24 protein-coding genes are annotated in these 24,644 nt (G+C 68.5%); 11 read left to right on the top strand and 13 right to left on the bottom strand.

What is annotated here, in order from left to right; genetic code table 11:
- Positions 1-126: 126 nt before the first annotated feature.
- Complete coding sequence (locus tag QTI68_RS38115) at positions 127-1,053, bottom strand: MBL fold metallo-hydrolase (RefSeq protein ID WP_286529471.1); 927 nt, start codon at positions 1,051-1,053, stop codon at positions 127-129.
- Complete coding sequence (locus tag QTI68_RS38120; protein ID WP_286529473.1) at positions 1,050-2,741, bottom strand: AMP-binding protein; 1,692 nt, start codon at positions 2,739-2,741, stop codon at positions 1,050-1,052. The genes QTI68_RS38115 and QTI68_RS38120 overlap by 4 nt, the downstream gene beginning before the upstream one ends.
- A 95-nt stretch (positions 2,742-2,836) precedes the next feature.
- On the opposite strand from QTI68_RS38120, the gene QTI68_RS38125 reads away from it, so the two are divergent.
- Complete coding sequence (locus tag QTI68_RS38125; protein WP_286529475.1) at positions 2,837-3,724, top strand: esterase/lipase family protein; 888 nt, start codon at positions 2,837-2,839, stop codon at positions 3,722-3,724.
- On the opposite strand, the gene QTI68_RS38130 is transcribed toward QTI68_RS38125, so the two are convergent.
- A complete protein-coding gene (locus tag QTI68_RS38130; protein WP_286529477.1) occupies positions 3,717-4,523 on the bottom strand; it encodes a transporter substrate-binding domain-containing protein in 807 nt (268 codons plus the stop codon). The two genes, QTI68_RS38125 and QTI68_RS38130, sit on opposite strands and share 8 nt — an antisense overlap.
- Positions 4,524-4,548: 25 nt before the next feature.
- Positions 4,549-5,676 (bottom strand): 4-hydroxyphenylpyruvate dioxygenase, encoded by a 1,128-nt coding sequence (gene hppD / locus QTI68_RS38135; RefSeq protein WP_286505782.1) that lies wholly within the window; start codon positions 5,674-5,676, stop codon positions 4,549-4,551.
- A 142-nt stretch (positions 5,677-5,818) separates the two neighbouring features.
- On the opposite strand from hppD, the gene QTI68_RS38140 reads away from it, so the two are divergent.
- From QTI68_RS38140 to lnt, 4 genes are all read left to right on the top strand, one after another.
- On the top strand, positions 5,819-6,292 hold the full coding sequence (locus QTI68_RS38140) for an Lrp/AsnC family transcriptional regulator (RefSeq protein WP_286529479.1): 474 nt from the start codon (positions 5,819-5,821) through the stop codon (positions 6,290-6,292).
- A 108-nt stretch (positions 6,293-6,400) separates the two neighbouring features.
- Positions 6,401-7,126, top strand: coding sequence for a GNAT family N-acetyltransferase (locus QTI68_RS38145; RefSeq protein WP_286529480.1), 726 nt, complete (start codon positions 6,401-6,403; stop codon positions 7,124-7,126).
- Between the two features lie 81 nt (positions 7,127-7,207).
- Positions 7,208-8,086: a CorC family transporter gene (locus tag QTI68_RS38150; RefSeq protein ID WP_286529482.1), complete on the top strand. Its 879-nt coding sequence runs from the start codon at positions 7,208-7,210 to the stop codon at positions 8,084-8,086.
- A 56-nt stretch (positions 8,087-8,142) separates the two neighbouring features.
- Positions 8,143-9,654, top strand: coding sequence for an apolipoprotein N-acyltransferase (gene lnt / locus QTI68_RS38155; protein WP_286529559.1), 1,512 nt, complete (start codon positions 8,143-8,145; stop codon positions 9,652-9,654).
- On the opposite strand, the gene QTI68_RS38160 is transcribed toward lnt, so the two are convergent.
- The 7 genes from QTI68_RS38160 to QTI68_RS38190 all read right to left on the bottom strand — a co-directional run bounded on the left by QTI68_RS38160 (position 9,651) and on the right by QTI68_RS38190 (position 16,107).
- Positions 9,651-11,009 carry an FAD-binding oxidoreductase gene (locus tag QTI68_RS38160; protein ID WP_286529484.1) on the bottom strand — a complete coding sequence of 453 codons (1,359 nt, stop codon included), beginning with the start codon at positions 11,007-11,009 and terminating at the stop codon, positions 9,651-9,653. The genes lnt and QTI68_RS38160 overlap by 4 nt on opposite strands.
- Before the next feature lie 5 nt (positions 11,010-11,014).
- Positions 11,015-11,881, bottom strand: coding sequence for an ABC transporter permease (locus QTI68_RS38165; RefSeq protein WP_503011807.1), 867 nt, complete (start codon positions 11,879-11,881; stop codon positions 11,015-11,017).
- A 38-nt stretch (positions 11,882-11,919) separates the two neighbouring features.
- Positions 11,920-12,756, bottom strand: coding sequence for an ABC transporter ATP-binding protein (locus QTI68_RS38170; RefSeq protein WP_286529485.1), 837 nt, complete (start codon positions 12,754-12,756; stop codon positions 11,920-11,922).
- Positions 12,757-12,795: 39 nt separating this feature from the next.
- Positions 12,796-13,785, bottom strand: a complete 990-nt coding sequence (locus QTI68_RS38175; RefSeq protein ID WP_286529487.1) for an ABC transporter substrate-binding protein — start codon at positions 13,783-13,785, stop codon at positions 12,796-12,798.
- Between the two features lie 58 nt (positions 13,786-13,843).
- The gene (locus QTI68_RS38180) at positions 13,844-14,710 is read right to left on the bottom strand and encodes a creatininase family protein (protein WP_286529489.1); all 867 of its coding nucleotides are present in this window, start codon (positions 14,708-14,710) and stop codon (positions 13,844-13,846) included.
- Between the two features lie 23 nt (positions 14,711-14,733).
- Complete coding sequence (locus QTI68_RS38185; protein WP_286529490.1) at positions 14,734-15,321, bottom strand: NAD(P)H-dependent oxidoreductase; 588 nt, start codon at positions 15,319-15,321, stop codon at positions 14,734-14,736.
- A 105-nt stretch (positions 15,322-15,426) separates the two neighbouring features.
- On the bottom strand, positions 15,427-16,107 hold the full coding sequence (locus tag QTI68_RS38190; RefSeq protein ID WP_286529492.1) for a TetR family transcriptional regulator C-terminal domain-containing protein: 681 nt from the start codon (positions 16,105-16,107) through the stop codon (positions 15,427-15,429).
- Positions 16,108-16,281: 174 nt separating this feature from the next.
- Between QTI68_RS38190 and QTI68_RS38195 the strand changes: the two genes are divergently transcribed.
- From QTI68_RS38195 to QTI68_RS38220, 6 genes are all read left to right on the top strand, one after another.
- Complete coding sequence (locus tag QTI68_RS38195; RefSeq protein WP_286529493.1) at positions 16,282-17,349, top strand: asparaginase; 1,068 nt, start codon at positions 16,282-16,284, stop codon at positions 17,347-17,349.
- A 213-nt stretch (positions 17,350-17,562) separates the two neighbouring features.
- Complete coding sequence (gene glyQ, locus QTI68_RS38200) at positions 17,563-18,468, top strand: glycine--tRNA ligase subunit alpha (RefSeq protein WP_286529495.1); 906 nt, start codon at positions 17,563-17,565, stop codon at positions 18,466-18,468.
- A gap of 3 nt (positions 18,469-18,471) precedes the next feature.
- Entirely contained in the window at positions 18,472-20,613 is a 2,142-nt protein-coding gene (glyS, locus tag QTI68_RS38205; RefSeq protein ID WP_286529496.1) for a glycine--tRNA ligase subunit beta, read from the top strand.
- Positions 20,614-20,625: 12 nt separating this feature from the next.
- Positions 20,626-21,201 carry a D-glycero-beta-D-manno-heptose 1,7-bisphosphate 7-phosphatase gene (gmhB, locus tag QTI68_RS38210; RefSeq protein WP_286529498.1) on the top strand — a complete coding sequence of 192 codons (576 nt, stop codon included), beginning with the start codon at positions 20,626-20,628 and terminating at the stop codon, positions 21,199-21,201.
- Positions 21,201-21,968, top strand: coding sequence for a lysophospholipid acyltransferase family protein (locus QTI68_RS38215; RefSeq protein ID WP_286529499.1), 768 nt, complete (start codon positions 21,201-21,203; stop codon positions 21,966-21,968). The genes gmhB and QTI68_RS38215 overlap by 1 nt, the downstream gene beginning before the upstream one ends.
- 10 nt (positions 21,969-21,978) lie before the next feature.
- Positions 21,979-22,860, top strand: a complete 882-nt coding sequence (locus tag QTI68_RS38220; RefSeq protein WP_286529500.1) for a M48 family metallopeptidase — start codon at positions 21,979-21,981, stop codon at positions 22,858-22,860.
- A 12-nt stretch (positions 22,861-22,872) separates the two neighbouring features.
- Here QTI68_RS38220 and QTI68_RS38225 read toward each other — a convergent pair whose 3' ends face one another.
- Entirely contained in the window at positions 22,873-23,643 is a 771-nt protein-coding gene (locus QTI68_RS38225) for an SDR family oxidoreductase (protein ID WP_286529501.1), read from the bottom strand.
- Positions 23,644-23,741: 98 nt separating this feature from the next.
- Positions 23,742-24,644, bottom strand: coding sequence for a pseudouridine synthase (locus tag QTI68_RS38230; RefSeq protein ID WP_286529502.1), 903 nt, complete (start codon positions 24,642-24,644; stop codon positions 23,742-23,744).

The following is a 24,644-nucleotide window of genomic DNA, read 5'->3' on the forward strand; positions in this document are numbered from 1 at the left end:
ACTCAGCGCCGATGATAGTGCGGGTTCCCGTGTGAAAGTAGGTCATCGTCAGGCTCTTACAGCCCAAACCGCCCAGCCCCTCAAAAGGCTGGGCGTTTTGCTTTGTGCGCGACGCGCAAGCAATATTCAACGATTGAAGATGCGCGCGCCATCTGTGGCCGCCGCACCGACGGCCACGAGTTCGTCAAGAATCTCCCCGGCCAGGTCGCCCAATGGCGAGGTAGTGAAGAAGCGCGCCCGCACCGTCTCGACATACGGCGTGGCGGCCAACCAGGCGGCCCATTCTTCGCGCGAGATGCTCTGCCATTCGAGCAGCTTGAACTTCAGCAGCACCTTGAGCGCGTGGCGCGCATGCTTGACCGGCTGCCGCTGGAAGCCTTCGAGCCGGCTGCGAGCCTTCCGCAAGGCTGCGGGCGCATCGTGAAAGACGCGCCCGTGGCCGGGAATCACGTGCAGTGGTGCCAGCGATTCGATCAGCTCCAACGTGGCCTCGACCTCGTCGAACGAGGGTTCGCCGAACAATTCCGGAAAGACCACGCCGAACCCGTTTTCCCAGAGCGCATCGGCCGAGACCAGGGTCCTCGAATCGGGCTCGAACAAGATGACCGAATGCGGATCGTGTCCCTTGGCGGCATGGACCTGCCACGGGAGGTCGGCCAGCAAGATCTCGGTGCCCGGGGCGAGCAGCCCATCGAAGCGGAAGCGGTCGCAGCGTTGGCCAGTGGCCTTGAAACTCAAGGCCTCTTCGTCCCAGGCCTCCACCGCCGCAGCTTCGCCGGGAGGGATCAACGTTCGCACGCCGGGATGTCGCGACTGGAGCGCGGCGTTGCCGCCGCAGTGGTCGCTGTGCAGATGGGTGTTGAGCAGCAGGTCCAGCGGCCGCGGCCCCAGCGCGGCGTCGATCAGCGCAACCGTCTGCATCGAATGTGTCGCGTAGCCCGTGTCGACCACGGCCGTCTGCGCGCGGCCGGTGAACAGCAGGTTGTTGGCCGACAGCCAGCCGCGCTCGAAGACCTGAAGTCCCGCGGGCAGGCCGTCCGTCGCCGATGTCAACCCGTCGCGCCCACGCGCAGTTCGCGGCGCAGGATCTTGCCCACGTTGGTCTTCGGCAGCGCGTCGCGGAACTCGATCTGCTTCGGCCGCTTGTAGCCCGTCAGCTGGTCATGGCAATAGCGCATGACGGCTTCCTCGGTCAGCGCCGGATCCTTGCGGACCACGAAGACCTTGATCGCCTCGCCCTGCTTCTCGTCGGGCACGCCGACGGCGGCGCACTCGACCACCCCGGGGCACAGCGAGATCACGTTCTCGAGCTCGTTCGGGAAGACGTTGAACCCGCTGACGATGATCATGTCCTTCTTGCGGTCGACGATCCGGCTGTAGCCGTCTTCCTGCATGACCGCGATGTCGCCGGTGCGCATGAAGCCGTCGGCCGTGAAGGCGGCCGCAGTCTCGGCCGGCTGGTTGTAGTAGCCGACCATCACGTTCGGCCCCTTGATGCAGAGTTCGCCGGGCTCGCCCGCCGGCAGCGAGCGGCCCTGGTCGTCCTTGATCGCGATCTCGATGCCGGGCAGCGGCAGGCCGATGTTGCCGCTGTAGTGGGTGTTGGTGACCGGGTTGTTGGTGCCGATCGCGCAGGTCTCGCTCATGCCCCAGCCTTCGATCATCGGGCAGCCCGTGACCTCGAACCACTTGCGCGCCGTGCCCTCGGAGGCCGCCATGCCGCCGGCCTGCGAGACGAACAGCTGCGAGAAGTCGACGCTCTTGAACTCCGGATGGACCAGCAGGGCATTGAAGAGCGTGTTCACCGCGGGAAGCATGTGGAACGGCCGCTTCTTGAGGACCGCGACGAACTTGCCGATGTCGCGCGGGTTGGGCACCAGCGTCAGGTGCGAACCCTGGCGGATCGCGAGCAGGAGCAGCGTCAGGGCGAAGATGTGATACAGCGGCAGGGCGGCGATGCTGTTGACCTTGGACAGGTCGCCCGCCCGCCCCAGCGCCGGCGTGAACCAGGCCTCGGCCTGCAGGGTGGCGGCGACGATGTTGCGATGGGTCAGCACCGCGCCTTTCGACAGCCCCGTGGTGCCGCCGGTGTACTGCAGGAACGCGATCGAATCGAGGGTGCTCGGATCGGCCGCCAGCGTGCGGCCGCGACCGGCTGCGATCGCATCCTTGAACGGCGTGACGGTGCGTCCGTTGGACAGCGCGATCTTGTAGGGCGGCACCATCTTCGCGAGATGGCGCACGGCGAAGGTGATCCAGGCGCCGTACATGCCGCCGAGCAGGTCGCCCATCGAGGTCACGGCCACGTGCTTGATCGCGGTCTGTTCGATCACCTGCTCGAGCGTGGTGGCGAAGTTCTCGAGGATGACGATCGTGGTGGCGCCCGAATCCCTGAGCTGGTGCTCGAGTTCGCGCGCGGTGTAGAGCGGATTGACGTTGACGCAGGTGTAGCCCGCACGCAGCACGCCGCAGACCGTGACCGCGAACTGGGGCACGTTGGGCAGCATCACCGCCACGCGGGCGCCGGGCTCGAGGCCGAGCGACTGCAGCCATGCGCCCAGGGCCTTCGACAGCACGTCGACCTCGCCATAGGTCATCCACTGCTCCATGCAGACCGAGAAGGGGCGCTCGGCGTAGCGCTTGAACGACTCGTCGAACAACTGCCCCAGCGAGCCGTACTGCTCGGGATGGACTTCATGCGGCACGCCGGCGGGATAACTCTGAAGCACTGATGTCTGCATTCGATCTCCTTTGGCGCGGATTGTCGGAGCGACCCGCCACCCGACGCCAGCGGGCTTGTCCTAGGAGCGCGGGTCGCGCGTGCGATAGTTGACGGATGGTTGCACGTGCTCAGCGTTGGTTGGTCTTGGCCTGGCTGGTCGCCGCGGTGGCGTGGACCGCCGCCTGGTGGAGCCGTTCGCCGGCGCTGGCGATCGCGGGGCTGCTGGTGCTCAGTGGCTCCCACGCGGTCTTCCTCGCGTTCGAGTTCGTGCTGGCCTGGCGCGTCGATGACAGCGACCCGCTGCCGCGTGCCAGCGGCTGGCAGTTCTTCAAGGCCTGGCTGGCCGAGAGCATCGCGGCGCCGAGCGTCTTCGGCTGGTACCAGCCCTTTCGGTGGCGCGCCATTCCGGACCACCTGCCGCAGGCAGCGCGGCGGGGCGTCGTGCTGGTGCACGGCTTCGTCGGCAATCGCGCGTTCTGGACGCCCTGGCTGCGCGAACTGCGCGCTGCCGACCGTGCCTTCGTCGCGGTCGACCTCGAGCCGGTCTTCGGTTCGATCGACAGTTACGTGCAGACGATCGACGCCGCCATCGTGCGCGTGACCGCCGCGACCGGCCAGCCGCCGCTCCTGATCTGCCACAGCATGGGCGGGCTCGCGGCCCGGGCCTGGCTGCGCGATGCGGATGGCGCGCGGGTACATCGCATCGCGACCCTCGGCACGCCGCATCGCGGCACCTGGCTGGCGCGCTTCGGCCGCACCGCCAACGGCCGCCAGATGCGGATGGGCGGCGAATGGCTGCGACGCATCGACGGCGAGCGCACGAGCGTGCAGCAGGTGCCCTTCAGCTGCTGGTATTCGAACAGCGACAACATCGTGTTCCCGACCTCGGTGGCCACCTTGCCGGGCGCGGACAACCGGCTCGCGGCCGGCCGCGGCCACGTGGAGCTGGCCTTCGACGCGCCCGTCCGGCGCGAGGTCCTGGCGCTGCTCGACGCTACTTGAGCCAGCGGTCCATCACGCGCTGGAACTCGCCGCCGGCCTGCGACAGATGCAGCCACTGGTCGACATAGGACTTGAAGGCGACGTCGTCGCGCGGCAGCAGCCAGGCCATCTCGCCGTACTGGAGCGGCTTGTCGGGATTGATCGCGCAGAGGCCGGGCTTGAGCTTCTGCTGCGTGATGGCCTCGGCCGACTCGGTGACGAAGACGTCGGCGCGGTTGGCCAGGATCTCGTCGAAGATCGTGACGTTCTCGCCGTGCAGGGTCAGCTTGGCCTGCTTGAAGTTGGCGCGCGCGAAGCGCTCGTTGCTGCCGCCCGGGTTGAAAATCACGCGCACCGAGGGCTTGTCGATCTGGGCCACCGTCTGGTACTTGGCGACATCGGCGCAGCGCGCGATCGGCGTCTTGCCGTTGACCATGTAGGCGCTGCTGAAGAAGGCGAGCTTCTGCCGGTCGGTGGTCACCGAGATGCCGCCGACCGCCATGTCGCACTTGGCCGCAGTGAGGTCGGGCATCAGGTTGGCCCAGCTGGTCTTGATCCACTCCGGCCGGGCGTTGAGGCTGGCGGCGAAGCCCGTCATGAGGTCGACGTCGATGCCCTCGTAGCCCGCGTCCGGCTTCTGGAAGCTGAAGGGCTTGTAGTCGCCCGGCGTGCAGATGCGCAGCACGCCGGCCTTCTGCACGGCGTCCAGGCGGGACACCGGCGTCGCCTGGGGTGGCGCCGTGGCGCAGCCTCCGAGCACCAGCGCCGCGGCGGCGATCCAGGGTAGGGAACGAAGCGGGGACGACGTCGGCAGGCGCATGGAGGCTCCAGGTGGATTGGGGCGCCTATTGTGCGGCGGCCAGCACCCCGCGGCGAATCTGGTCGAGCTCGATGCTCTCGAACAGTGCCTTGAAGTTTCCTTCGCCGAAGCCGTCGTCGCCCTTGCGCTGGATGAACTCGAAGAAGATCGGCCCGAGCTGGTTCTCGCTGAAGATCTGCAGCAGCAGCGCGCCCTTCTTGCCGTCGACCAGGATCTTGCGCTGCTTGAGCGCCGCCACGTCTTCGCCATGGCCTGGGATGCGCTTGTCGATCAGCTCGTAGTAGGTGTCGATGGTGTCGAGCAGCTTGACGCCCGAGGCGCGCAGCGCATCGACCGAGTGCGCGAGGTCGCGCGAGCCCATCGCGATGTGCTGGATGCCCTCGCCGCGGTAGCTGTCGAGGTACTCCTGGATCTGGCCGGCCTTCTCGTTGCCTTCCTCGTTGATCGGGATGCGGATCTTGCCGCAGGGGCTGGTCATGGCCTTGCTCTTGACGCCCGTGACCTGGCCCTCGATGTCGAAGTAGCGGATCTCGCGGAAGTTGAACAGCCGCTCGTAGAAATCGGCCCACTCCTTGAGCCGCCCGCGGTGCACGTTGTGCGTCAGGTGGTCGATGTAGGTCAGGCCATGGCCTTCGGGCGCCAGCGCCTCGACCGCCGAGAGGCCCGGGAGGGCCTCGAAGTCGACGTCGTAGAAGCCGATGTTGCCGATGTCGCCGGGTGCCGCGCCGTTCTTGCCGCGCCAGCGGTCGACGAAATAGATCAGGCTGTCGCCGATGCCCTTGATCGCCGGGATGTTGAGCTCGCCCGGGCCGGCGCCGGGCGCGAAGCCCCAGGCCCCGAGGCCGATCGCGCGCTCGTAGGCCGCCTTGGCATCCTGCACGCGGAAGGCGATGGCGCAGATGCTGGGGCCGTGCTGGCGCGCGAAGCGCTGGGCGAACGAGTCGGGCTCGGAGTTGATGATGAAGTTGATCGTGCCCTGGCGGTACAGCAGCACGTTCTTGTGGCGGTGCCTGGCGATCGGCCGGAAGCCCATCTGCTCGAAGACGCGGCCCATGGCGGCGGGGTCCGGTGCCGCGTACTCGATGAATTCGAAGCCGTCGGTGCCCATCGGGTTCTCCCAGGGGGTGAAGGCGGCAGTGTCGGTGGTGCTCATGGTGTGATCTCCGTGGGAAGTCAGTGTGCGGCCGCGGCGACGCGGTGTCGGTATGGAACTGTAAAAGCGCGGGCCTTCATGATTTCGGCGTTATTAGGCATCGAATGGTTGCCTCACGCAGGAAAGCTGTAAAAATCCAGCAATGGATGCACTTGACAAGATAGATCGCCAGATCCTGCGCACGCTTCAGTCCGACGGACGCGCCACCTACGACCAGCTGGCCGAGCAGGTCAGCCTGTCGCCCAGTGCCGTGCTGCGGCGCGTCAAGCGGCTGGAGGAAAGCCGCGTGATCGACCGCTATGTCGCTCTGGTCAAGCCCGAGGCGGTCGGCCTGGGGCTCACCGCCTACCTCAACGTGCGCCTCGAAAAGCTCACTGAAAGCCACAAGCGCAACCCGATGGACTTGTTCCGGGCGAGCGTGCAAACTTGGCCCGAGGTCGTCGAATGCGCGGCGCTGACCGGCGAGATGGACTACCTGCTGCGCGTGGTCGTGGCCGACATGGCGCACTACAGCCGCTTCATCATGAACACCCTGCTGAAGCACCCGAGCGTCCAGGATTGCAAGACCAGCTTCGTGCTCGACCGGGTCAAGGCGACGACGGCCGTGCCCCTGTAACAACGTGCGTCGGCTGCCGATAAGGCAGGAGCGGAAATTGTTCACTGAATCGTCTGGGAGCAGACCCCGCCCCCTTGAGGGTCTAGGGAAAACCCTTATATTCCATGCATGCTTACCGCCAAGGCCCTCTTTCTAGCCTCACTCGGCGTCGGCTCGTTCTTGAAGGCGCCGATGGTTGAGGCGCAACCGCGCGCCGCCGCGCCGCACCCCGTCATGGTGCCGATCCGCTCGATCGGCCCGCGCGAGCGCGACCGCATCGCGCAGCACCTGCTGGCCCTGCCGCAGCACGACCGCTACCTGCGGTTCGGCTATGCGGCCTCCGACGAACAAGTCCAACGCTATGTCGACGGGCTCGATTTCGAGCGCGACGAACTGTTCGGCATCTACAACCGCCGGCTCGAATTGATCGCGATGGCCCACCTGGCCTTCGCCCCTGCCGACCAGCAGCAGGACTGCGCCGAGTTCGGCGTTTCCGTGGCCGTCCACGCCCGCGGACGCGGCTACGGCGCGCGCCTGTTCGAGCGCGCCGTGGTGGTGGCGCGCAACGAAGGTGTCGGCATGCTGTTCATCCACGCCCTGAGCGAGAACGCCGCGATGCTGAAAATCGCGCGCAATGCCGGCGCGACCGTGGTGCGCAGCGGCTCCGAGTCCGAGGCCCACCTCGAACTGCCGGCCGCCACCTTCGACAGCCGCATGAGCGAAATCGCGCTGCAGCACTTCGCGCAGATCGACTACCAGCTGAAGACCCGGGCCAAGCAGTTCTGGTCTTTCCTGGGCGAACTGCAGGAAATCCGAAGCGGCGTGCGCGCCGCGCGCGAGAAGTCCGCTCCCTGAACCCGCCTCGAAGTCCGGCCGCGCAGCGCCAGGCTCCGGGGGTGGGTTATCCTTGCGTTTCCCCAACTCCGCCCTGCTGCAGTGGCCGACCCTCACCCTGATCGCGCGCCCGTCGAACGCGAAGACAAGCGCAGCTTTCTTCAGAAGCTCGCCGAATTCATCCATCCCGGGCCCGATTCCCGCGACGAACTGATCGAAACGCTCGCCGACGCCGAGGACAACGACGTGATCGGCGCCGAGTCTCGCGTGATGCTCGAAGGCGTGCTGCGCATGGCCGACATGACCGCCGGCGAAGTGATGGTGGCCGCGCCGCGGATGGACCTGGTCAACATCGACGCGCCCTACGACGCGCTGCTGCACCTGGTGATCGACACCGCCCACTCGCGCTTTCCGGTCTACGAGGGCGAGAAGGAAAACATCATCGGCATCCTGCTCGCGAAGGACCTGCTCAAGCTGCAGCGCGCGCCGGGGCTGAACATCCGCGCGCTGCTGAGGCCGCCGACCTTCGTGCCCGAGAGCAAGGGCCTGAACGACCTGCTGCGCGAGTTCCGCGGCAACCGCAACCACCTGGCGGTGGTGATCGACGAGTTCGGCCGCGTCGCCGGCCTGATCACCATCGAGGACGTGCTCGAGCAGATCGTCGGCGAGATCGAGGACGAGTTCGACATCCCCGAGGACGAGGGCGACATCTTCGGCCTGGCCGACCACACCTACCGGGTGGCGGGCGACACGCCGATCGAGCGGGTGGCCGAGGCCTTCGGCATCACCTTCGACGACGAGGCGCTGAGCCAGGAGTTCGACACCATCGGCGGCCTGATCGCGCACGAGATGGGTCACGTGCCCAAGCGCGGCGAGCACTATGCGCTCGGCGCCTTCGACTTCGTCGTGCTGCACACCAAGGGCGGCGCGGTGCGCTGGTTCAAGGTCTCGCCGGCGCGCGGCGACGACTCGGCCGATTGAAAACCCCATTGCGCGCGCTGGGCTTCGGGCTCGCGGGGCTGGCCCAGGCGGCTTCGATGGCCGCGCCCTGGAACGGCCAGCCGCTGTGGTGGCTGCAGCTGCTGTCGCTGGCCGCGCTGGTCTGGCAGCTGGACGCGCTGCGTCCCGCCGGCGGTGATGCGCCGGCCGCCGGGCCCCGGCCCTGGCGCGCGGCGGGGCTGCTCGGCTGGGTGTTCGCGACCGCCTGGCTCTGCGGCACCTTCTGGTGGCTGTTCATCTCGATGCACACCTATGGCGGCCTGCCGGCGCCGCTGGCCGCCGTGGCGGTGTTCGCGCTGGCGGCCGCGCTGTCGCTCTACTACGCGCTCGGCTGCGCCCTGTACGTGGCCTTCGCCCCGGCGAGCCCGCTGCGCGCGGCGGCCTTCTTCGCCGCGCTGTGGACCCTGGCCGAACTGCTGCGCGGCAGCTGGTTCACGGGCTTTCCATGGGGCGCGGGCGGCTATGCCCACGTCGAAGGGCCGCTGGCGGTCTATGCGCCCTGGGTCGGCGTCTACGGGATCGGCGCGATCGCTGCCGGCATCGCGACGCTGGTGCCGCTGGCCATGCGCCATGCGCGCGGGCGCGCCTTTGCGCTGCCCGTCGGGCTGGCGCTGGTGCTGTTCGGCGTTCCGGCGCTGATCGCGCTGGCGCGCGGCGTGCCGGCCGACGATGCGGCCCGTTCGCGCGGCCGCATCACCGTCGCGCTGCTGCAGGGCAACATTCCGCAGGACGAGAAGTTCATTCCGGGCGGCGGCATCGCGACCGCGCTGCAGTGGTACGGCGAGCAGCTGCGGGATGCCGACGCGCCGCTGGTGATCACGCCGGAGACGGCCCTGCCCCTGCTGGCCTCGCAATTGCCGCCGGGCTACCTGGAGGCGATCGCGGCCCGCTATGCGAGCGGCACCCAGGCCGCCATCGTCGGCCTGCCGATGGGCGATGGCCGTTCCTACAGCAATGCCGTGCTGGGTTTCCGTCCGGGCGAGGCGGCGCCCTATCGCTACGAGAAGCACCACCTGGTGCCTTTCGGCGAATTCATCCCGGGCCTGTTCCGCTGGTTCACCGACATGATGAACATCCCGCTCGGCGACTTCCGCAGCGGCGGGCTGGCGCAGGCGCCGTTCGTCTGGCTGGGCCAGCGCATCGCGCCGAACATCTGCTACGAGGATCTGTTCGGCGACGAGATCGGTGCCAACTTCCGCAGCGCCGAGGAGGCGCCGACGGTGCTGCTCAACGTCAGCAACATCGCCTGGTTCGGCGACTCGATCGCGATCGACCAGCACCTGGCAATCTCGCGCATGCGGGCGCTGGAGTTCCAGCGACCGATGGTGCGTGCCACCAACACCGGCGCCACGGTCGTGATCGACCATCGCGGCCAGGTGACGCATTCACTGCCGCGGCTCACGCGCGGCGTGCTGAAGGCCGAGGTGGAAGGGCGGGGCGGGCGCACGCCGTTTGCGGTGTGGGTGTCGCGCTTCGGGCTCTGGCCGTTGTGGGGATTGGCGCTGGCCGTGGTCGCCGCGACGATCGTCCGCCGCCGCCGTTCTGCCTAGGGCTTCACGGGCCAGTCGCGCAGCTTGCCCGGGTTCAGCAGCCCGCGCGGATCGAAGCGCTTCTTCATCTCGACGATCTCGGGCGGCAAGGCGCCTCCGGCCTTGCCGTCTTCGACGACGAAGACGTGCGGGTTGTTGATGCGCACGCCGTGCTCGCGATGCAGGCGGATGATCTGGTCCAGCCGCTCCTCGGTCGTGAAGCGCACCAGCTGCAGCGCACTGCAGGTGAGGAGGCCGTCGAGGCCGCGCAGGAACTCGACGTGCATCAGGACCTCGCCGGCGAAGCGCTGCTCCATCTCGGTGATCTGCGCCACGTGCCGGCCCGGGACGAAGCTGCTCTGGAGGTAGGTCAGCGACTTGTCGACCTTGAGCGCGTGCAGCGTCGTGTGGTTCCAGGTGAACTCCATCAGCGTGCGGTTGCTCTTCTTCACCTCGTCGGCGGTCTTGCGGTAGGTCATGCGGCCGCCGTGCGTGTCGGCCAGCGCGCGCATCGGGTCTTCGGAGGACTCCGCCACCAGCGACAGCACCGCGTGGCAGCCCTTGGGCAGATGCTCGGCGAGCTGCGCCAGGTGGTCGGGCACCGGGCTGGCGAAGAAGGCCACCTCGCGCTTGACGATGCCGGGGGCGTTCGCCAGCGCATCGGCGAAGGCCAGCGCCGGGGCGAAGGCGTCGAACACCACCAGGCTTTCCAGCCAGGGATGGGCCGGCGCCAGCGCCACTTCGAGCTCGAGCACCAGTCCGTTGGTGCCCCACAGGTGGTGCATGCGCAGCGCCTCGGCGCCGCGCAGCTCGACGATCTGCGGCTCGGGTTCGATGGTCATGGCGCGCAGCCCGAGCACGTTGCCGGGAGCGCCGAGCGGGCCGTAGTTGATCGATCCGACACCGCCGAAGCCGCCGCCGAACAGGCCGCCGAGCGTCGCGCTGCGGTAGGTCGACGGAATGCAGCGCAGCTCCTGGCCGGAGGGGCGGGTGTGCTTCTCGAATTCGCCGAGTCGGATGCCGGCTTGCGCCCGGGCGACGCCGGTGCGCACCCACAGAAGCGCGTTGTAGCCGGTCATGTCGAGCACCACGCCGCCGGCCAGCGGCGTGGTCTGGCCGTAGTTGCCGGTGCCGCTGCCGCGGATCGTGATCGGCACGCCGAGCCGGGCGCAGGCGCCGACCAGGGCGCGGATCTCGTCCTCGGTGCGCGGGCGCACGACGGCGTCGGCGCGCTTGTCCTTCAGCTGCCGGTCGAGCACGGGGCTGAACCAGGCGAAGTCCTGCGACAGCCGCGCGATCCGGCTCGGGTCGGTGATCCAGTCGAGTTCGGGCAGTTCGAGGTGCAGGCGCTCGATCGAGGTCATGGGTGCGTTCATCGGAATCAGTCTTGGGAGAGTTCGCTCGCGTGCCAGGAGCCGAGCGCGAGCTTGGTGAGCCAGGCCATCAGCACGAACAGCGCGACGCCGGTCAGCGAGATCAGCAGCAGGGCCGCGAACATGCGCGGGATGTTGAGCTGGAAGCCGGCCTGCAGGATCTGGTAGGCCAGGCCGGCACCCGAGCCGCCGGTGCCGGCGACGAATTCGGCGACCACGGCGCCGATCAGCGCCAGCCCGCTCGAGATGCGCAGGCCGCCGAAGAAGTAGGGCAGCGCGCTCGGGATGCGCAGGCGCACCAGCTGCTGCCAGCGGGTGGCGCGGTTGAGCTTGAAGTAGCTCTGCAGGTCGGGGTCGATGCTGCGCAGGCCGAGCGTGGTGTTGCTGATGATCGGGAACAGTGCGACCAGCGCGGCGCAGACCACCATCGCGGCGGTCGGGTTCTTGACCCAGATGATGATCAGCGGCGCGACCGCGACGATCGGCGTCACCTGCAGCAGCACCGCGTAGGGGAACAGCGCGGTCTCGATCAGCTTGCTCTGCACGAACAGGAAGGAGATCAGTACGCCGGCGATGGTCGCGACCACGAAGGACAGCACGGTGATCTTGAGCGTCACCATCAGGGCCATGCCGAGCGGCACCCAGTCGGTGACCAGCGTCTGCATCATCAGGTAGGGCGAGGGCACCAGGTAGGGCGGCAGCTCCATCGCCGTGACCAGGCCCTGCCAGAGCCCGATCAGCACCACGCCGACCAGCAGCGGATACATGACGCGCTGCACGTGCGGCTGCTGGAGCAGCGGAATGCGGGTCGGCTGGTTCTTCAGCGTCGGCTTCGGCGCCGGGCGCGACCTGCTTGGTGTTGCGGAGGAGGTCATCGTCGTCGTTCCGGCGGCGGTTGTAGGTGCCAACGCGCTCATGCCTGCACCTCGTCGTGCGCGCTGCTGGCGCGCAGCAGGCTGTCCTGCAAGGTCTTGGCGTAGCGGCTGAACTGCGGCGACACCATGAAGTCGGCGCGGCGCGGGTAGGGCTCGTCGATGCGGAACTGCTCGACCACGCGGCCCGGCCGCGCGGCCATCATCACGACGCGGCTCGACAGGAACACCGCCTCGTGGATCGAATGGGTCACGAAGATCACCGTGAGTTTCTTCTTCTGCCACAGCTCAAGCAGTTCGGCGTCGAGCTTGTGGCGCGTGATCTCGTCGAGCGCGCCGAAGGGCTCGTCCATCAGCAGCAGGTCGGGCTGCGTGACCAGGCCGCGCGCGATCGACACCCGCATCTGCATGCCGCCCGACAGGGCGCGCGGCAGGGCGCTCGCGAACTTGTCCAGGCCGACCAGTTCGAGCGCCTCGGCGACGCGGTCTTCCGCCTCCTTGCGCGGCACGCCGGCGAGGTCGAGCGGCAGCCGCACATTGGTGCGCACGCTGGCCCAGGGCATCAGCGTCGGCGACTGGAACACGAAGGCCATGCGGCGGCCGCTCTCGTCGATCTGCGCCACCGGCTTGCGCCAGACCAGCAGGCGGCCGTCGGTCGGCTCGAGCATGCCGGCCACCATCTTGAGCAAGGTGCTCTTGCCGCAGCCCGAGGGGCCGAGCAGGGTGACGAATTCGCCTTCGGCGATCCGGAGGTCCACCGGCAGCAGCGCCTGGGTGCCGTTCGGATAGGTCTTCTCGGCGGACAGGACCTCGACGGCGGGGACAGTGAGCCGGGGCTGCGCCGGCAGCGTGTAGGCGGCGGATTCGGTGTCGTTCATGCAGAGCCTTTCGAGAGGGGCGCCGAGGCGCCCGGTGTGTCAGGGCAGGACCTTCGCGTCCTTCACGAATTCAGTGGTGTAGGTCTTGGCGATCTCGACCTTGGCCGGGTCGAGCAGCTTGGCCGAGACCAGGAAGTCGTAGCTGGCCTTGGTGCGTGCGTCGGTGATCACGCCGATGCCCTGGGTGGCCGCGTCGCCGCCGGTGACCATGCCCATTTCCTTGAGCTTGGCGACGCTGTAGGCGAGCTGGTCGTCGGTCATGTTGGGGTTGTCCTTCTTGATCAGCGCATTGGCGGGCGCCGGATCATTGAGGTAGCTCTTCCAGCCCTCGGCCGAGGCCTTGACGAAGGCCGCCACCTGCTTGTTGCGCTCCTTCACGGTCTTGTCCATGCACGAGACCGTGGTCGCATAGGCCGGGAAGCCGTGGTCGCTGAACATCAGCACGGTGCTCTTCACGCCGGCCTTCTGGATCGCGTAGGGCTCGGAGGTCAGGTAGCCCTGCTGCGCCGTGTTCTTGTCGGCGACGAAGGGCTGGATGTTGAAGGTGTAGGGGCGCGTCTGTTCGTCGGTGAGGCCGAACTTGGCCTTCAGCCAGGGCCAGTAGCCGCGGTTGGCCTGGGCGCCGATCAGGATCGTCTTGCCCTTGAGGTCCTCGAACTTCTTGACGTCGTCGTGGGCGATCAGCACTTGCGGGTCCTTCTGGAAGAAGGCCGCCACGTTGACCACCGGCACGCCGCCTTCGCGCACCTGCATCATCTGGATGTCGCTCGAGCCCATGATGCAGTCAGCCTGGCCGGCGGCCATCATCTGCGTGATGTTGACCTGCGGCCCGCCCATCTTGATCGTGACGTCGAGGCCGTACTTCTTGTAGATGCCCTGGGCGACCGCCTGGTAGAAGCCGCCGTGCTCGGCCTGCGCGTACCAGTTGGTCATGTAGGTGAACTTGTCCTGGGCCTGGGCCGGCGCGGCGGCGGCCAGCGCGAGGGCTGCGGCCAGGGGGGCGAGACGGAGGGCGAGGGGAAGGCGCATGGTGGGGACCTCTCTGTGGGGTTGGAGTCGAAGCGGAATCGGATGCAAGGAGCGGGCCTCAGGCCGCGGCTGCGGCGGCGGTCTGGATGAAGCCCTGTTCGTGGCCGCGGCCCCAGGTGGCTTCGTCGCGCACCACCCAGCGCAGGGCGTGCAGCTCGGTCAGCGCCTGCACCCAGCTCGCGGCCAGGGTGTCGAGGATCTCCTCGCCCTGCTCGCGGGTGGCGCTGGTCGGATCGCCGATGACGCCGCTGGGGCCGAAATCGCGCGCGGTCCAGGCACAGGCCGGGCGGCCGTCGGGCGACAGCAGCTTGATCGGGAACGGCGGCGGGAAATTGGCGGCGGCTCGTTCCATGTGCACCGTGTCGGGCGCCAGCGCGAGCATCAGCGCCGTCTCCGAATGGCCGGCGTGCATCGCGAGGCGCTTTTCCTGGTCGCTCACCTGCTTGCTGGCCGCGCTCGGCAGCCGCGACACGCCGTGCGGCACGACCACGTAGTCGCCATGGCGCAGCCGCAGCTCGCGCGCCGCCATCTCCAGCACCTGCGGCTGGCCGCCATGGCCGTTGGCGAACAGCAGCTTGCGAAAGCCCGAGCGGTAGACCGACTCGCCGATCTCGATCACGGTCGAGAGCAGGGTGGTGCCGGTCAAGGTCATGGTGCCCGGGAAGTGCAGGTGCTCTTCCGACTTGCCGTAGGTGATGGTCGGCAGGGCAAAGGCCCGCACTTCGGGCGGCAGGCGTTCGAGGGCCTTGCCCATCACGCCCGAGGCGATGACGCTGTCGACCGAGCAGGGCAGGTGCGGGCCGTGCTGCTCGATGGCGCCGCAGGGCAGCACGATGACTGTGTTCTCGCGGTCGGGCAGCGCGTCGATCTCGGTCCAGCTCAGGTAGGGCAGGAAGCGGTGGGGCGGGATATAGCCGTGGAGCATGGGAGTCCTGTGACGGGAAGGGATCAAGCGAAGCGCGCCATCGCGCTGCCCACGCGCTGCATGAAGCGCTTGAGTTGCGGCTCGGTCGCCACGTTCATGTGGTAGTGGGCGTGGTAGTCGACCCGCGCCTGCTTGCCGGTGAGGCGCAGCATGTAGCGCGTGACGATCTTGCGCGGGGGGTCGCCCATGTACCAGGCGACCCAGCGCGGGCGGCCGTAGGTCACGACGGCCGAGATGCGCTGGATGTTGGTGAGCATCGGCTTGACGTTCTTCGGGTCGCTGAGGTCGAAGGCGACGCCGGGCATGAAGAGCCGGTCGAAATAGCCCTTGAGCATCGCCGGCAGGCCAAAGCACCAGGTCGGGAAGCAGAACACGATGCCTTCGGCCCACTGCAGCCGCTCGACATGGCGCTGCAGCGGCAGCTGATTGCTCGGCACCTCGTGGTAGCCGAGGCGCTCCTCGCGCGACAGCACCGGGTCGAAGCCCTCGGCATAGAGGTCGCAGTCATCAACCTCATGGCCGGCGGCGCGCAGGTTGCGCAGCACCTCCTGGTGCAGCGCCGCGTGGAAGCTGGTTTCGACCGGGTGGCAATAGACGACGAGCACTCGCATGGTGTGTTTGACCGCTTAATCAGAGCAAGTGGTCAGGTTATGCAAGCGACGTGCCAGGGCCTCCGCACCAAAAGCGGGACGTCCGGCGAGCAGGCAGGGGAGAAGCTAGGGCTTGATCCCGCAGCCGCCGAGGACGAAGGCGACCAACTCGCGCGCGATCGGCTCGCGGTCGATCGGCGCGTCGGGCGGCAGGCCGAGCATCACGCGCGTCTGCAGCGCGTAGTCGGCATAGCTCTGGGTCATGGCCCAGATGTGCATCAGCAGCAGCCGGGCGTCGAGCGGGCGCATCAGGCCGCGCGCGATCCAGCCGTTGATGATGTCGACCTTCTTTTGCGTCCAGAGCCTGGCGTTGGGCCAGTAGCGCTCGAGGTTGCGGCCGCCGTCGAGCACCTCGCGGGTGAAGATCCGCGAGATCTCGGGGCTGTCGAAGGCGTGGTCTAGCTTCTTGCGGATGTAGTCGCCCAGCACCGCGCCGGGCGCGCCGGCATGGTCCTCGAACGAGAACACCACCTTCCAGTCGTGCAGCACCTGCATCAACAGCTCTTCGTAGAGCTCTTCCTTGCCGGGAATGTAGTAGTGCAACTGGGGCTTGGTGAGCCCGGCGCGGGCGGCGATCGCCTGCGTCGAGGCGCCCTTGAGGCCGTGCAGGCTGAATTCGGCGATGGCCGCGCTGCGGATCGCGGCCAGGATGCGCTCGCGCCCGGGCCGCGCGCGCGACAGCGGGCCGCTGGGGGCCGGCATCTGCTGCGCGGCCGGGGACTCGGAAGAGAAGGTCTCGGAGGTCATCGTTTTCGGCGGGTGCCGCCCGGGGATGGTAGCGCTTGCCCGGATCTTGCTGCGCCACGAGGTCGGGCTGGCCGGCATGACCGCATGCGTGCACGGCATCGACGGCCTGCGCCGGAATGGCCGCGATCCGGTATCTTTTCGGCCCTCCGCACCACACCTCCAAAAGGAGTCTCCATGTACTTCGCTTCCCGATTCCGCAGCTTGGCGGGCGCCGCCGCGCTGCTGGCCGCCGCCGCCATCGCCCAGGCCCAGTCGCTGCCCAACGTCGTGATCCTGGCCACCGGCGGCACCATCGCCGGCGCCGGTGCCTCGGCGGTCAACAGCGCGACCTACTCGGCCGCCAAGGTGCCGGTCGACAAGCTGATCGCGGGCCTGCCCGAACTGTCCAAGGTGGCGAACGTGCGCGGCGAGCAGGTGTTCCAGGTCGCCTCCGAAAGCCTCACCAACGACAACCTCCTGACCCTGGCCAAGCGCGTTTCCGCCTTGTCGAAGCAGGCCGACGTCGACGGCATCGTCATCACCCACGGCACCGACACGCTGGAAGAAACCGCCTACTTCCTGACGCTGACGGTCCACACGGCCAAGCCGATCATCCTGGTCGGCTCGATGCGTCCAGGCACTGCGCTGTCGGCCGACGGCGCGCTGAACCTGTTCAACGCGGTCAACGTCGCGGCCAGCAAGGATGCCGGCGGCCGAGGCGTGCTGGTGACGATGAACGATGAGATCCAGAGCGGCCGCGACGTCAGCAAGACGGTCAACATCAAGACCGAGGCCTTCAAGAGCCAGTGGGGTCCGCTGGGCATGATCGTGGAGGGCCGCAACTACTGGTTCCGCGCGCCGGTGAAGCGCCACACGATGCAGTCGGAGTTCGACATCGACAGCATCGACGCGCTGCCCCCGGTGGAGATCGCGCTGGGCTACGAAGGCGTCGCCCCCACCGCCATCAACGCCCTGGCCGCCAGCGGCATCAAGGCGCTGGTGCATGCCGGCACCGGCAACGGCTCGGTGGCCGACCGGATCGTGCCGGTGCTGCAGAAGGTGCGCGCCGACGGCATCCTGGTGATCCGCAGCTCGCGGGTGCCGGACGGCTTCGTGATCCGCAACGCCGAGCAGCCGGACGACAAGTACGACTGGGTGGTGGCGCACGACCTGCGGCCGCAGAAGGCGCGGATCCTGACGATGGTGGCGCTGACGAAGACCAAAGATACGAAGGAACTGCAGCGCATTTTCTGGGAGTATTGACTCGCCCCCCAGGTTGCCCGGCACTTCGTGTCCGGGCGCCCACCCCCCTGACCGGGGGGCAATACCTGCGGCCCGGCGGAGCCGGTTCCGCGGTATTTCACGAACACGCCCCGGCTGGCGCGGGGCGAATCCTGCGGTCGGGTTGTGGCTCTTAAAATGGCCGGTTCGCCGCCTCGGCGGGCGCTTCGCCCTCCTGCGGCAACCAGGCCCATCATGCTGACTTTCCAACAGATCATTCTCAAGCTCCAAGCCTACTGGGATGCCCAGGGCTGCGCGCTCCTGCAGCCCTACGACATGGAGGTCGGCGCCGGCACCTCGCACACCGCCACCTTCCTGCGCGCGCTCGGCCCCGAGCCCTGGAAGGCGGCCTATGTGCAGCCGAGCCGCCGGCCCAAGGACGGCCGCTACGGCGAGAACCCGAACCGGCTGCAGCACTACTACCAATACCAGGTGGTGCTGAAGCCGGCGCCGAGCAACATCCTCGAGCTCTACCTGGGCTCGCTCGAGGCGCTCGGCTTCGACTTGAAGAAGAACGACATCCGCTTTGTCGAGGACGACTGGGAGAACCCGACGCTCGGCGCCTGGGGCCTGGGCTGGGAGGTCTGGCTCAACGGCATGGAGGTGACCCAGTTCACCTACTTCCAGCAGGTCGGCGGCATCGACTGCAAGCCGATCACGGGCGAGATCACCTACGGGCTCGAACGGCTCGCGATGTACCTGCAGGGCGTTGACAACGTCTACAACCTCAAGTGGACCGAGGGCCTGAGCTACGGCGACGTCTTCAAGCAGAACGAGATCGAGCAGTCGACCTACAACTTCGAGCACAGCGACGCCGACTTCCTGTTCACCGCCTTCGCCGCGAACGAGAAGCAGGCGAAGCACCTCATGGAGGTGCAGCTCGCGCTGCCGGCCTACGAGCAGGTGCTCAAGGCGGCCCACAGCTTCAACCTGCTGGACGCGCGCGGCGCGATCAGCGTGACCGAACGCGCCGCCTACATCGGCCGCATCCGCAATCTCGCGCGCAGCGTCGCGCAGAGCTACTACGAGAGCCGCGAGCGGCTCGGTTTCCCGATGGCGCCGCGCGAGTGGGTTGCACAGATGACGAAGAAGGCGGCCTGAGCGATGACCACGAACAACAACCTGCTCGTCGAACTGTTCGTCGAGGAACTGCCGCCCAAGGCGCTGAAGAAGCTCGGCGACGCCTTTGCCACGGTGCTGCGCGACCAGCTGATCGCCCAGGGGCTGGCCGATGCCGGTTCGGTGCTCACGGCCTATGCCTCGCCGCGGCGGCTGGCCGCGCACCTGACGAACGTGCTGGCGCAGGCCGCCGACAAGGCGGTTTCGCAGAAGCTCATGCCGGTGACGGTGGGCCTCGACGCCACGGGCCAGGCCACGCCCGCGCTGCTCAAGCGGCTGGCGGCGCTGGGCGCTGACGTCGGCGCGGTACCGGGGCTGCAGCGCGCCATGGACGGCAAGGCAGAGGCCCTGTTCTTCCAGAGCACGGCCAAGGGCGCGACCCTGGCCGAGGGGCTGCAGAAGGCGCTGGCCGAGGCGATCGCCAAGCTGCCGATCCCGAAGGTCATGAGCTACCAGCTCGAGACCAACTGCGAACTGCCGGGCTGGACCAGCGTCAGCTTCGTGCGGCCGGCGCACGGCCTGGTGGCGCTCCACGGCGACGCGGTCGTGTCGGTCGCCGCGCTCGGCCTGACGGCCGGGCGGCAGACGCACGGCCATCGCTTCGAGGCGGCGGTCGATCCGATCGAGCTGCGCGACGCGAACAGCTATGCCGGGCAGATGAGCGAGCAGGGCGCGGTCATCCCGGGCTTCGAGGCGCGCCGGCTCGAGATCGCACGGCAGCTCGCCGAAGCGGCCGTGAAGGTCGGTGGCGGCATGCAGCCGATCGACGACGACGCCCTGCTCGACGAGGTCACGGCGCTGGTCGAGCGGCCCAATGTGCTGGTGTGCGAATTCGAGCGCGAGTTCCTCGACGTGCCGCAGGAGTGCCTGATCCTCACGATGAAGGCCAACCAGAAGTACTTCCCGCTGCTCGATGCCTCGGGCAAGCTCAGCAACAAGTTCCTGGTGGTCAGCAACATCCGCCCCGACGACGCCAGCGCGGTCATCGGCGGCAACGAGCGCGTGGTGCGCCCGCGGCTGGCCGACGCCAAGTTCTTCTTCGACCAGGACCGCAAGAAGTCGCTGGCCTCGCGGGTCGAATCGCTGGCCAAGGTGGTCTACCACAACAAGCTCGGCACCCAGGGCGAGCGGGTCGAGCGCGTGATGCGCATCGCGCGCGCGCTGGCGGAGCAGCTCGGCGACGCCACCCTGGCGCGCCAGGCCACGCAGGCCGCGCAGCTCGCCAAGGCCGACCTGGTGACCGACATGGTCGGCGAGTTCCCCGAGCTGCAGGGCACGATGGGCCGCTACTACGCGCTGCACGACGGCCTCGACGCCGCGGTGGCCGACGCGATCGAAGATCACTACAAGCCGCGCTTTGCGGGTGACGAACTGCCGCGCAACCCGGTCGGCGTCGTGGTCGCCCTGGCCGACAAGCTCGAGACGCTGGTCGGCATGTTCGGCATCGGCAACCTGCCGACCGGCGACCGCGATCCATTCGCGCTGCGCCGCCATGCGCTGGGCGTGATCCGCATGCTGGTCGAGCGCCACCTGCCGCTCGACCTGCGCGCGGTGCTGGGCAGTGCCTTCGCCGCCTTCCATGCGCCGAAGGGCGGGGAGCTGGCGCTGAACGATCCCACCGATGCCCTGGAGGCCTTCATCTACGACCGGCTCTCCGGCAGCCTGCGCGAGCAGGGCGCCAGCGCTCAGGAAGTCGACGCCGTGCTGGCCCCGCGTCCGCAGCGGCTCGGCGAGGTGCCCAAGCTGCTGGCGGCGGTGCGCGCATTTGCCGCGCTGCCGGAAGCACCGGCGCTGGCCGCCGCCAACAAGCGCATCGGCAACATCCTCAAGAAATCGCCCGAGGCCGATGCCCACGTCAGCGACCTGCTGCTGAAGGAGCCGGCCGAGAAGGCGCTGCACGCCGCGATGCGCGAGGTGGTGCCGGTGGCCGACGCGCAGTTCGAGAAGGGCGACTACACCGCCTCGCTGCAGACGCTGGCGGCGCTGCGCGGGCCGGTCGACGCTTTTTTCGACGGCGTGATGGTCAATGCCGAGCAGGCCGACCTGCGGCTGAACCGGCTCGGGCTGCTGATGCTGCTGCATGCGGCGATGAACCGGGTGGCGCAGCTGGAGCGGCTGGCCGCCTGATCGGGAGCACCCATGAAACTCGTCATCCTCGACCGCAACGGCTCCCTCAACGTCCACCGCGAGGACTTCGTCAAGAGCGACCTCGAGTGGACGCCGCTGCCCGGCGCGCTCGAGGCGGTGGCGCGGCTCAACCATGCGGGCTGGCACGTGGTGATCGCATCGAACCAGTCGGGCCTCGGGCGGGGGCTGTTCGATGTCGCTTCGCTCAACGCGATGCATGCCAAGATGCACAAGATGCTGGCGGCCGTGGGCGGCCGGGTCGATGCGGTGTTCTACTGCCCGCACAGCCCGGACGAAGGCTGCGACTGCCGCAAGCCCAAGCCGGGCCTGTTCCTGCAGATCGGCGAGCGCTACGGCGTCGACCTCGCCAACGTGCCGACCGCGGGCGACAACCTGCGCGACCTGCAGGCCGGCGCGGCCGCGGGCTGCGAGCCGCACCTGCTGCTGACCGGCATGGGCCAGGCCTGCCGCGGCGTGCCGCTGCCCCCCGAATACCCGCCGAACACCCGCGTGCATGACGACCTCGCGGCCTTCGTCGATTTCCTGCTGGAGCGCGAAGCGCGCGCGGCGCTGAAAGTGGCTGTCTGATGGATTTTTTGCGTTCCCTGATCCACGCCCTGTGGATGCTCGTCACCGTGGTCCCCTGGGGGATCATCATGTGCGTCAACTCGCTCTGGAAGCGCGGCATCCCGCTGTACTGGATGGCCGTGACATGGCTCAACTGGGCGATCGGCGGCGCCCGCGTGCTGCTGGGCATCCGCACCCGCGTCACCGGCATGGAGAACCTGCCGACCGACAAGCTGGCCGGCTGCATCCTGCTCGTGAAGCACCAGTCGACCTACGAGACCTTTCTCATGCCCACGCTGATGCCGCACCCGCTGGCCTTCGTGTTCAAGAAGGAACTGATCTACGTGCCCTTCTTCGGCTGGGCGATGGCGCGGCTCGACATGATCCACATCGACCGCAGCCAGCGCACGCAGGCCTTCAACAAGGTCGTGGTGCAGGGCCGCAAGCTGCTCGCGCAGGGGATCTGGATCATCATGTTTCCCGAAGGCACGCGGATTCCGCGCGGCCAGAAGGGCCACTACAAGAGCGGCGGCACGCGGCTGGCCTGCGAGACCGGCGTGCCGGTGGTGCCGATTGCCGTGACCTCGGCCAAGGTCTGGCCGCGCAAGGCCTTCATCAAGCGCCCGGGCGTGGTCGATGTGTCGATCGGTCCGGCCATCTCGAGCGTCGGCCGCAAGCCCGACGAGCTGATGCGCGAGGTCGAGGCCTGGATCGAGGCCGAGATGCACCGGCTCGATCCGGACGCCTATGTGCCGGAAGCCGCGCCCGCGGCGTCGACCACCGCCTGATGGGCTGACCATGCGCGGCCTGCTGCAGTTCACGCTCGACCTGTTCGATGCGTCGACGGACGAACCGGCGCCGCTGCCGCCGCCCGCCGGGCCGCACGCGCCGGCCATCACGCTGGCCGACGCGGTGAGCCCCGCGAGCTTCGTGCATCCGCGCGCCACGCGCGAGGTCACGCTGGGCAATGCCCGCATCGCCTACGAATTCACCCGCGGCAAGCGGCGCACCATCGGCTTCCTGGTCGGCGCCGAGGGACTGTCGGTGCGGGCGCCGCGCTGGGTGGCGCTGCGCGACGTCGATGCCGCCGTCCGGGAGAAGGGCGACTGGATCCTGCGCAAGCTGGCCGAGACCCAGCAGCGCCATGCGCGGCTGGAATCGGCACGCATCGAATGGCAGGACGGCGTCGCTTTCCCGTTCCTCGGCCAGCAAGTCACGGTCGCGCTCGATCCGCACCATGCTTTCGACGGCGTGGGGGGTGTGCTCGACGCCGGGGCCGAGGGTGGCGGGGCCCCGGTGCTGCGCCTGGCGCTGGCCAAGAACGCCGGCGCGCCACAGATCCGCGATGCCGCACAGGCCTGGCTGATGCGCCAGGCGCGGCGCATCTTCATCGAGCGGCTCGATCATTTCGCGCCGCGCCTGGGCGTGACCTGGAACAAGCTGTCGCTGTCGAACGCCTCGACCCGCTGGGGCAGCGCCAGCGCCGATGGCGCGATCCGGCTGCACTGGCGGCTGGTGCATTTCAGGATGTCGGTGATCGACTACGTGGTGGCCCACGAACTGAGCCACCTGCGCGTGATGGACCACAGCCCGCGCTTCTGGGACACGGTGGAAAGCGTGATGCCCGACTACCAGCAGCTGCGCAGGCAGCTCAAGGACGAGCCCGTTCCGCGCTGGTAGGCAGCAAGCGGGCTACCGTGCGTGGGTGACGCCGCCGTCCACCACCAGCGTCGAACCCATTACGTAGTCGCCGGCCCGCGAAGCCAGGTAGATCGCGGCCGCTGCCATGTCCTCGGGCTCGCCGATGCGGCCGGCCGGAATGCGCGCCTTCACCTCTTCCCCATGGTCGCGTGCGTCCTTGTTCATGTCCGACGCGAAGGCGCCCGGCGCGATCGCGCTGACCACGATGCGATCCTGCGCCAGGCGCAGCGCCATGCGGCGGGTGAGCTGGATCAGGCCGGCCTTGCTGGCCGCGTACGAATAGGTTTCCTGCGGATTGACCGAGATGCCGTCGATCGAGGCGATGTTGATGACCTTGGCCAAGTGGTCGGTGGCCGCCTTCTTGAGCATCGGCGTCAGTGCCTGGGTCAGGAAGAAGGGCGTCTTGAGGTTCAGGTCGACCACCTTGTCCCAGCCGCTCTCGGGGAACTCGGCGTAGGGCGCGCCCCAGGCCGCGCCGGCGTTGTTGACCAGGATGTCGAGCGAGCCTTCGTGCTTCGCGTAGGCATCGACCAGCGCCTGCGCGCCCTGCAAGGTCGACACGTCGGCCGGCAGCGAGACGCAGTGGCCGAAGGCCGACAGCTCCCTGGCGGTCTGGTCGCAGGCCGCGGCCTTGCGGGCCGAGATGTAGACGCGGGCGCCCTGGGCCAGGAAGCCCTCGGCGATCATCCGGCCGATGCCGCGCGAGCCGCCGGTGATGAGCGCGGTGCGGCCCTTGAGCGAGAAGAGTTGGGTGGTGTCCATGCGGTGTGTCTCCTGAGTGTTCGGTGCGGGGGCCGGACGATGCGGCTTTCGGGAGCTTAGTGCGGCCCGGCGTCGGCGGGCGTCACCTTGGCGCCAGTTCAGGCCGGCAGGTCCAGCGAACGCAGGCTCGTGAAGCGCCGCTCGGCACCGGTCATCGGGTCGACGAAGGAGATCTCGCGCGCCAGCAGCTGCAGCGGATGGTCGAAGTCGTCGCTGCCTTCCGGCAACAGCACCGGATAGATCGCGTCGTTGCGGATCGGCATGCCGAGCGCTGCGCAGTGCACCCGCAGCTGGTGGCGGCGGCCGGTGAACGGCGACAGGCCGAGCCGCGCCCAGTCGCCGCGTGCCTCCAGCAGCTCGAAGTGGGTCTCGGCATTGGGCGCGCCGGCAACCTCTGCCATGCGCATGAAATGCCGGTCGGGCGCGAGCCGGCTGTGGCGCACCGCCGGCAGCGCGCGTCCGGCCTGCCAGGGCACGATCGCCTCGTAGCGCTTGTGGACGGCGCGCTCGGCGAACAGCGCGCTGTAGGGGCCGCGCCCTTCCGGCTGCACCGAGAACAGCACGATGCCCGCGGTCTCGCGGTCGATGCGGTGCAGCGGCGCCAGGTGGTCGAGGCCGAGCGTGCGCTTGAGCCGCACCAGCAGACTCTGCTGCACGTACTTGCCGACCGGCGTGACCGGCAGGAAATGCGGCTTGTCGACCACCAGCAGGTGCGCGTCCTGGTGGATGACCTGCTCCTGGAACGGGATGACCGGCTCGGCGTCGAGCGCGCGATAGTAGTAGACGCGCAGCCGTGGCTGGTAGGGCCGGGCGTGCGTCACGCGCTGGCCGTGCTCGTCGACCACGTCGCCGGCCTCGATGCGGGACGCCCAGGTGGCGCGCGGGATGGCCGCGAAGCGCTGGACCAGGAACTCGGCGATGGTCGGCCAGTTGCCGTCCTCGGGCAGCGCGACGCAGCTCGGACCGACGCCGTCGCGCACGGGCAGCGGCAGCGCGGCCAT

It is taken from the genome of Variovorax sp. J31P207 (assembly GCF_030316965.1).
Taxonomy (GTDB): domain Bacteria; phylum Pseudomonadota; class Gammaproteobacteria; order Burkholderiales; family Burkholderiaceae_C; genus Variovorax; species Variovorax ginsengisoli_B.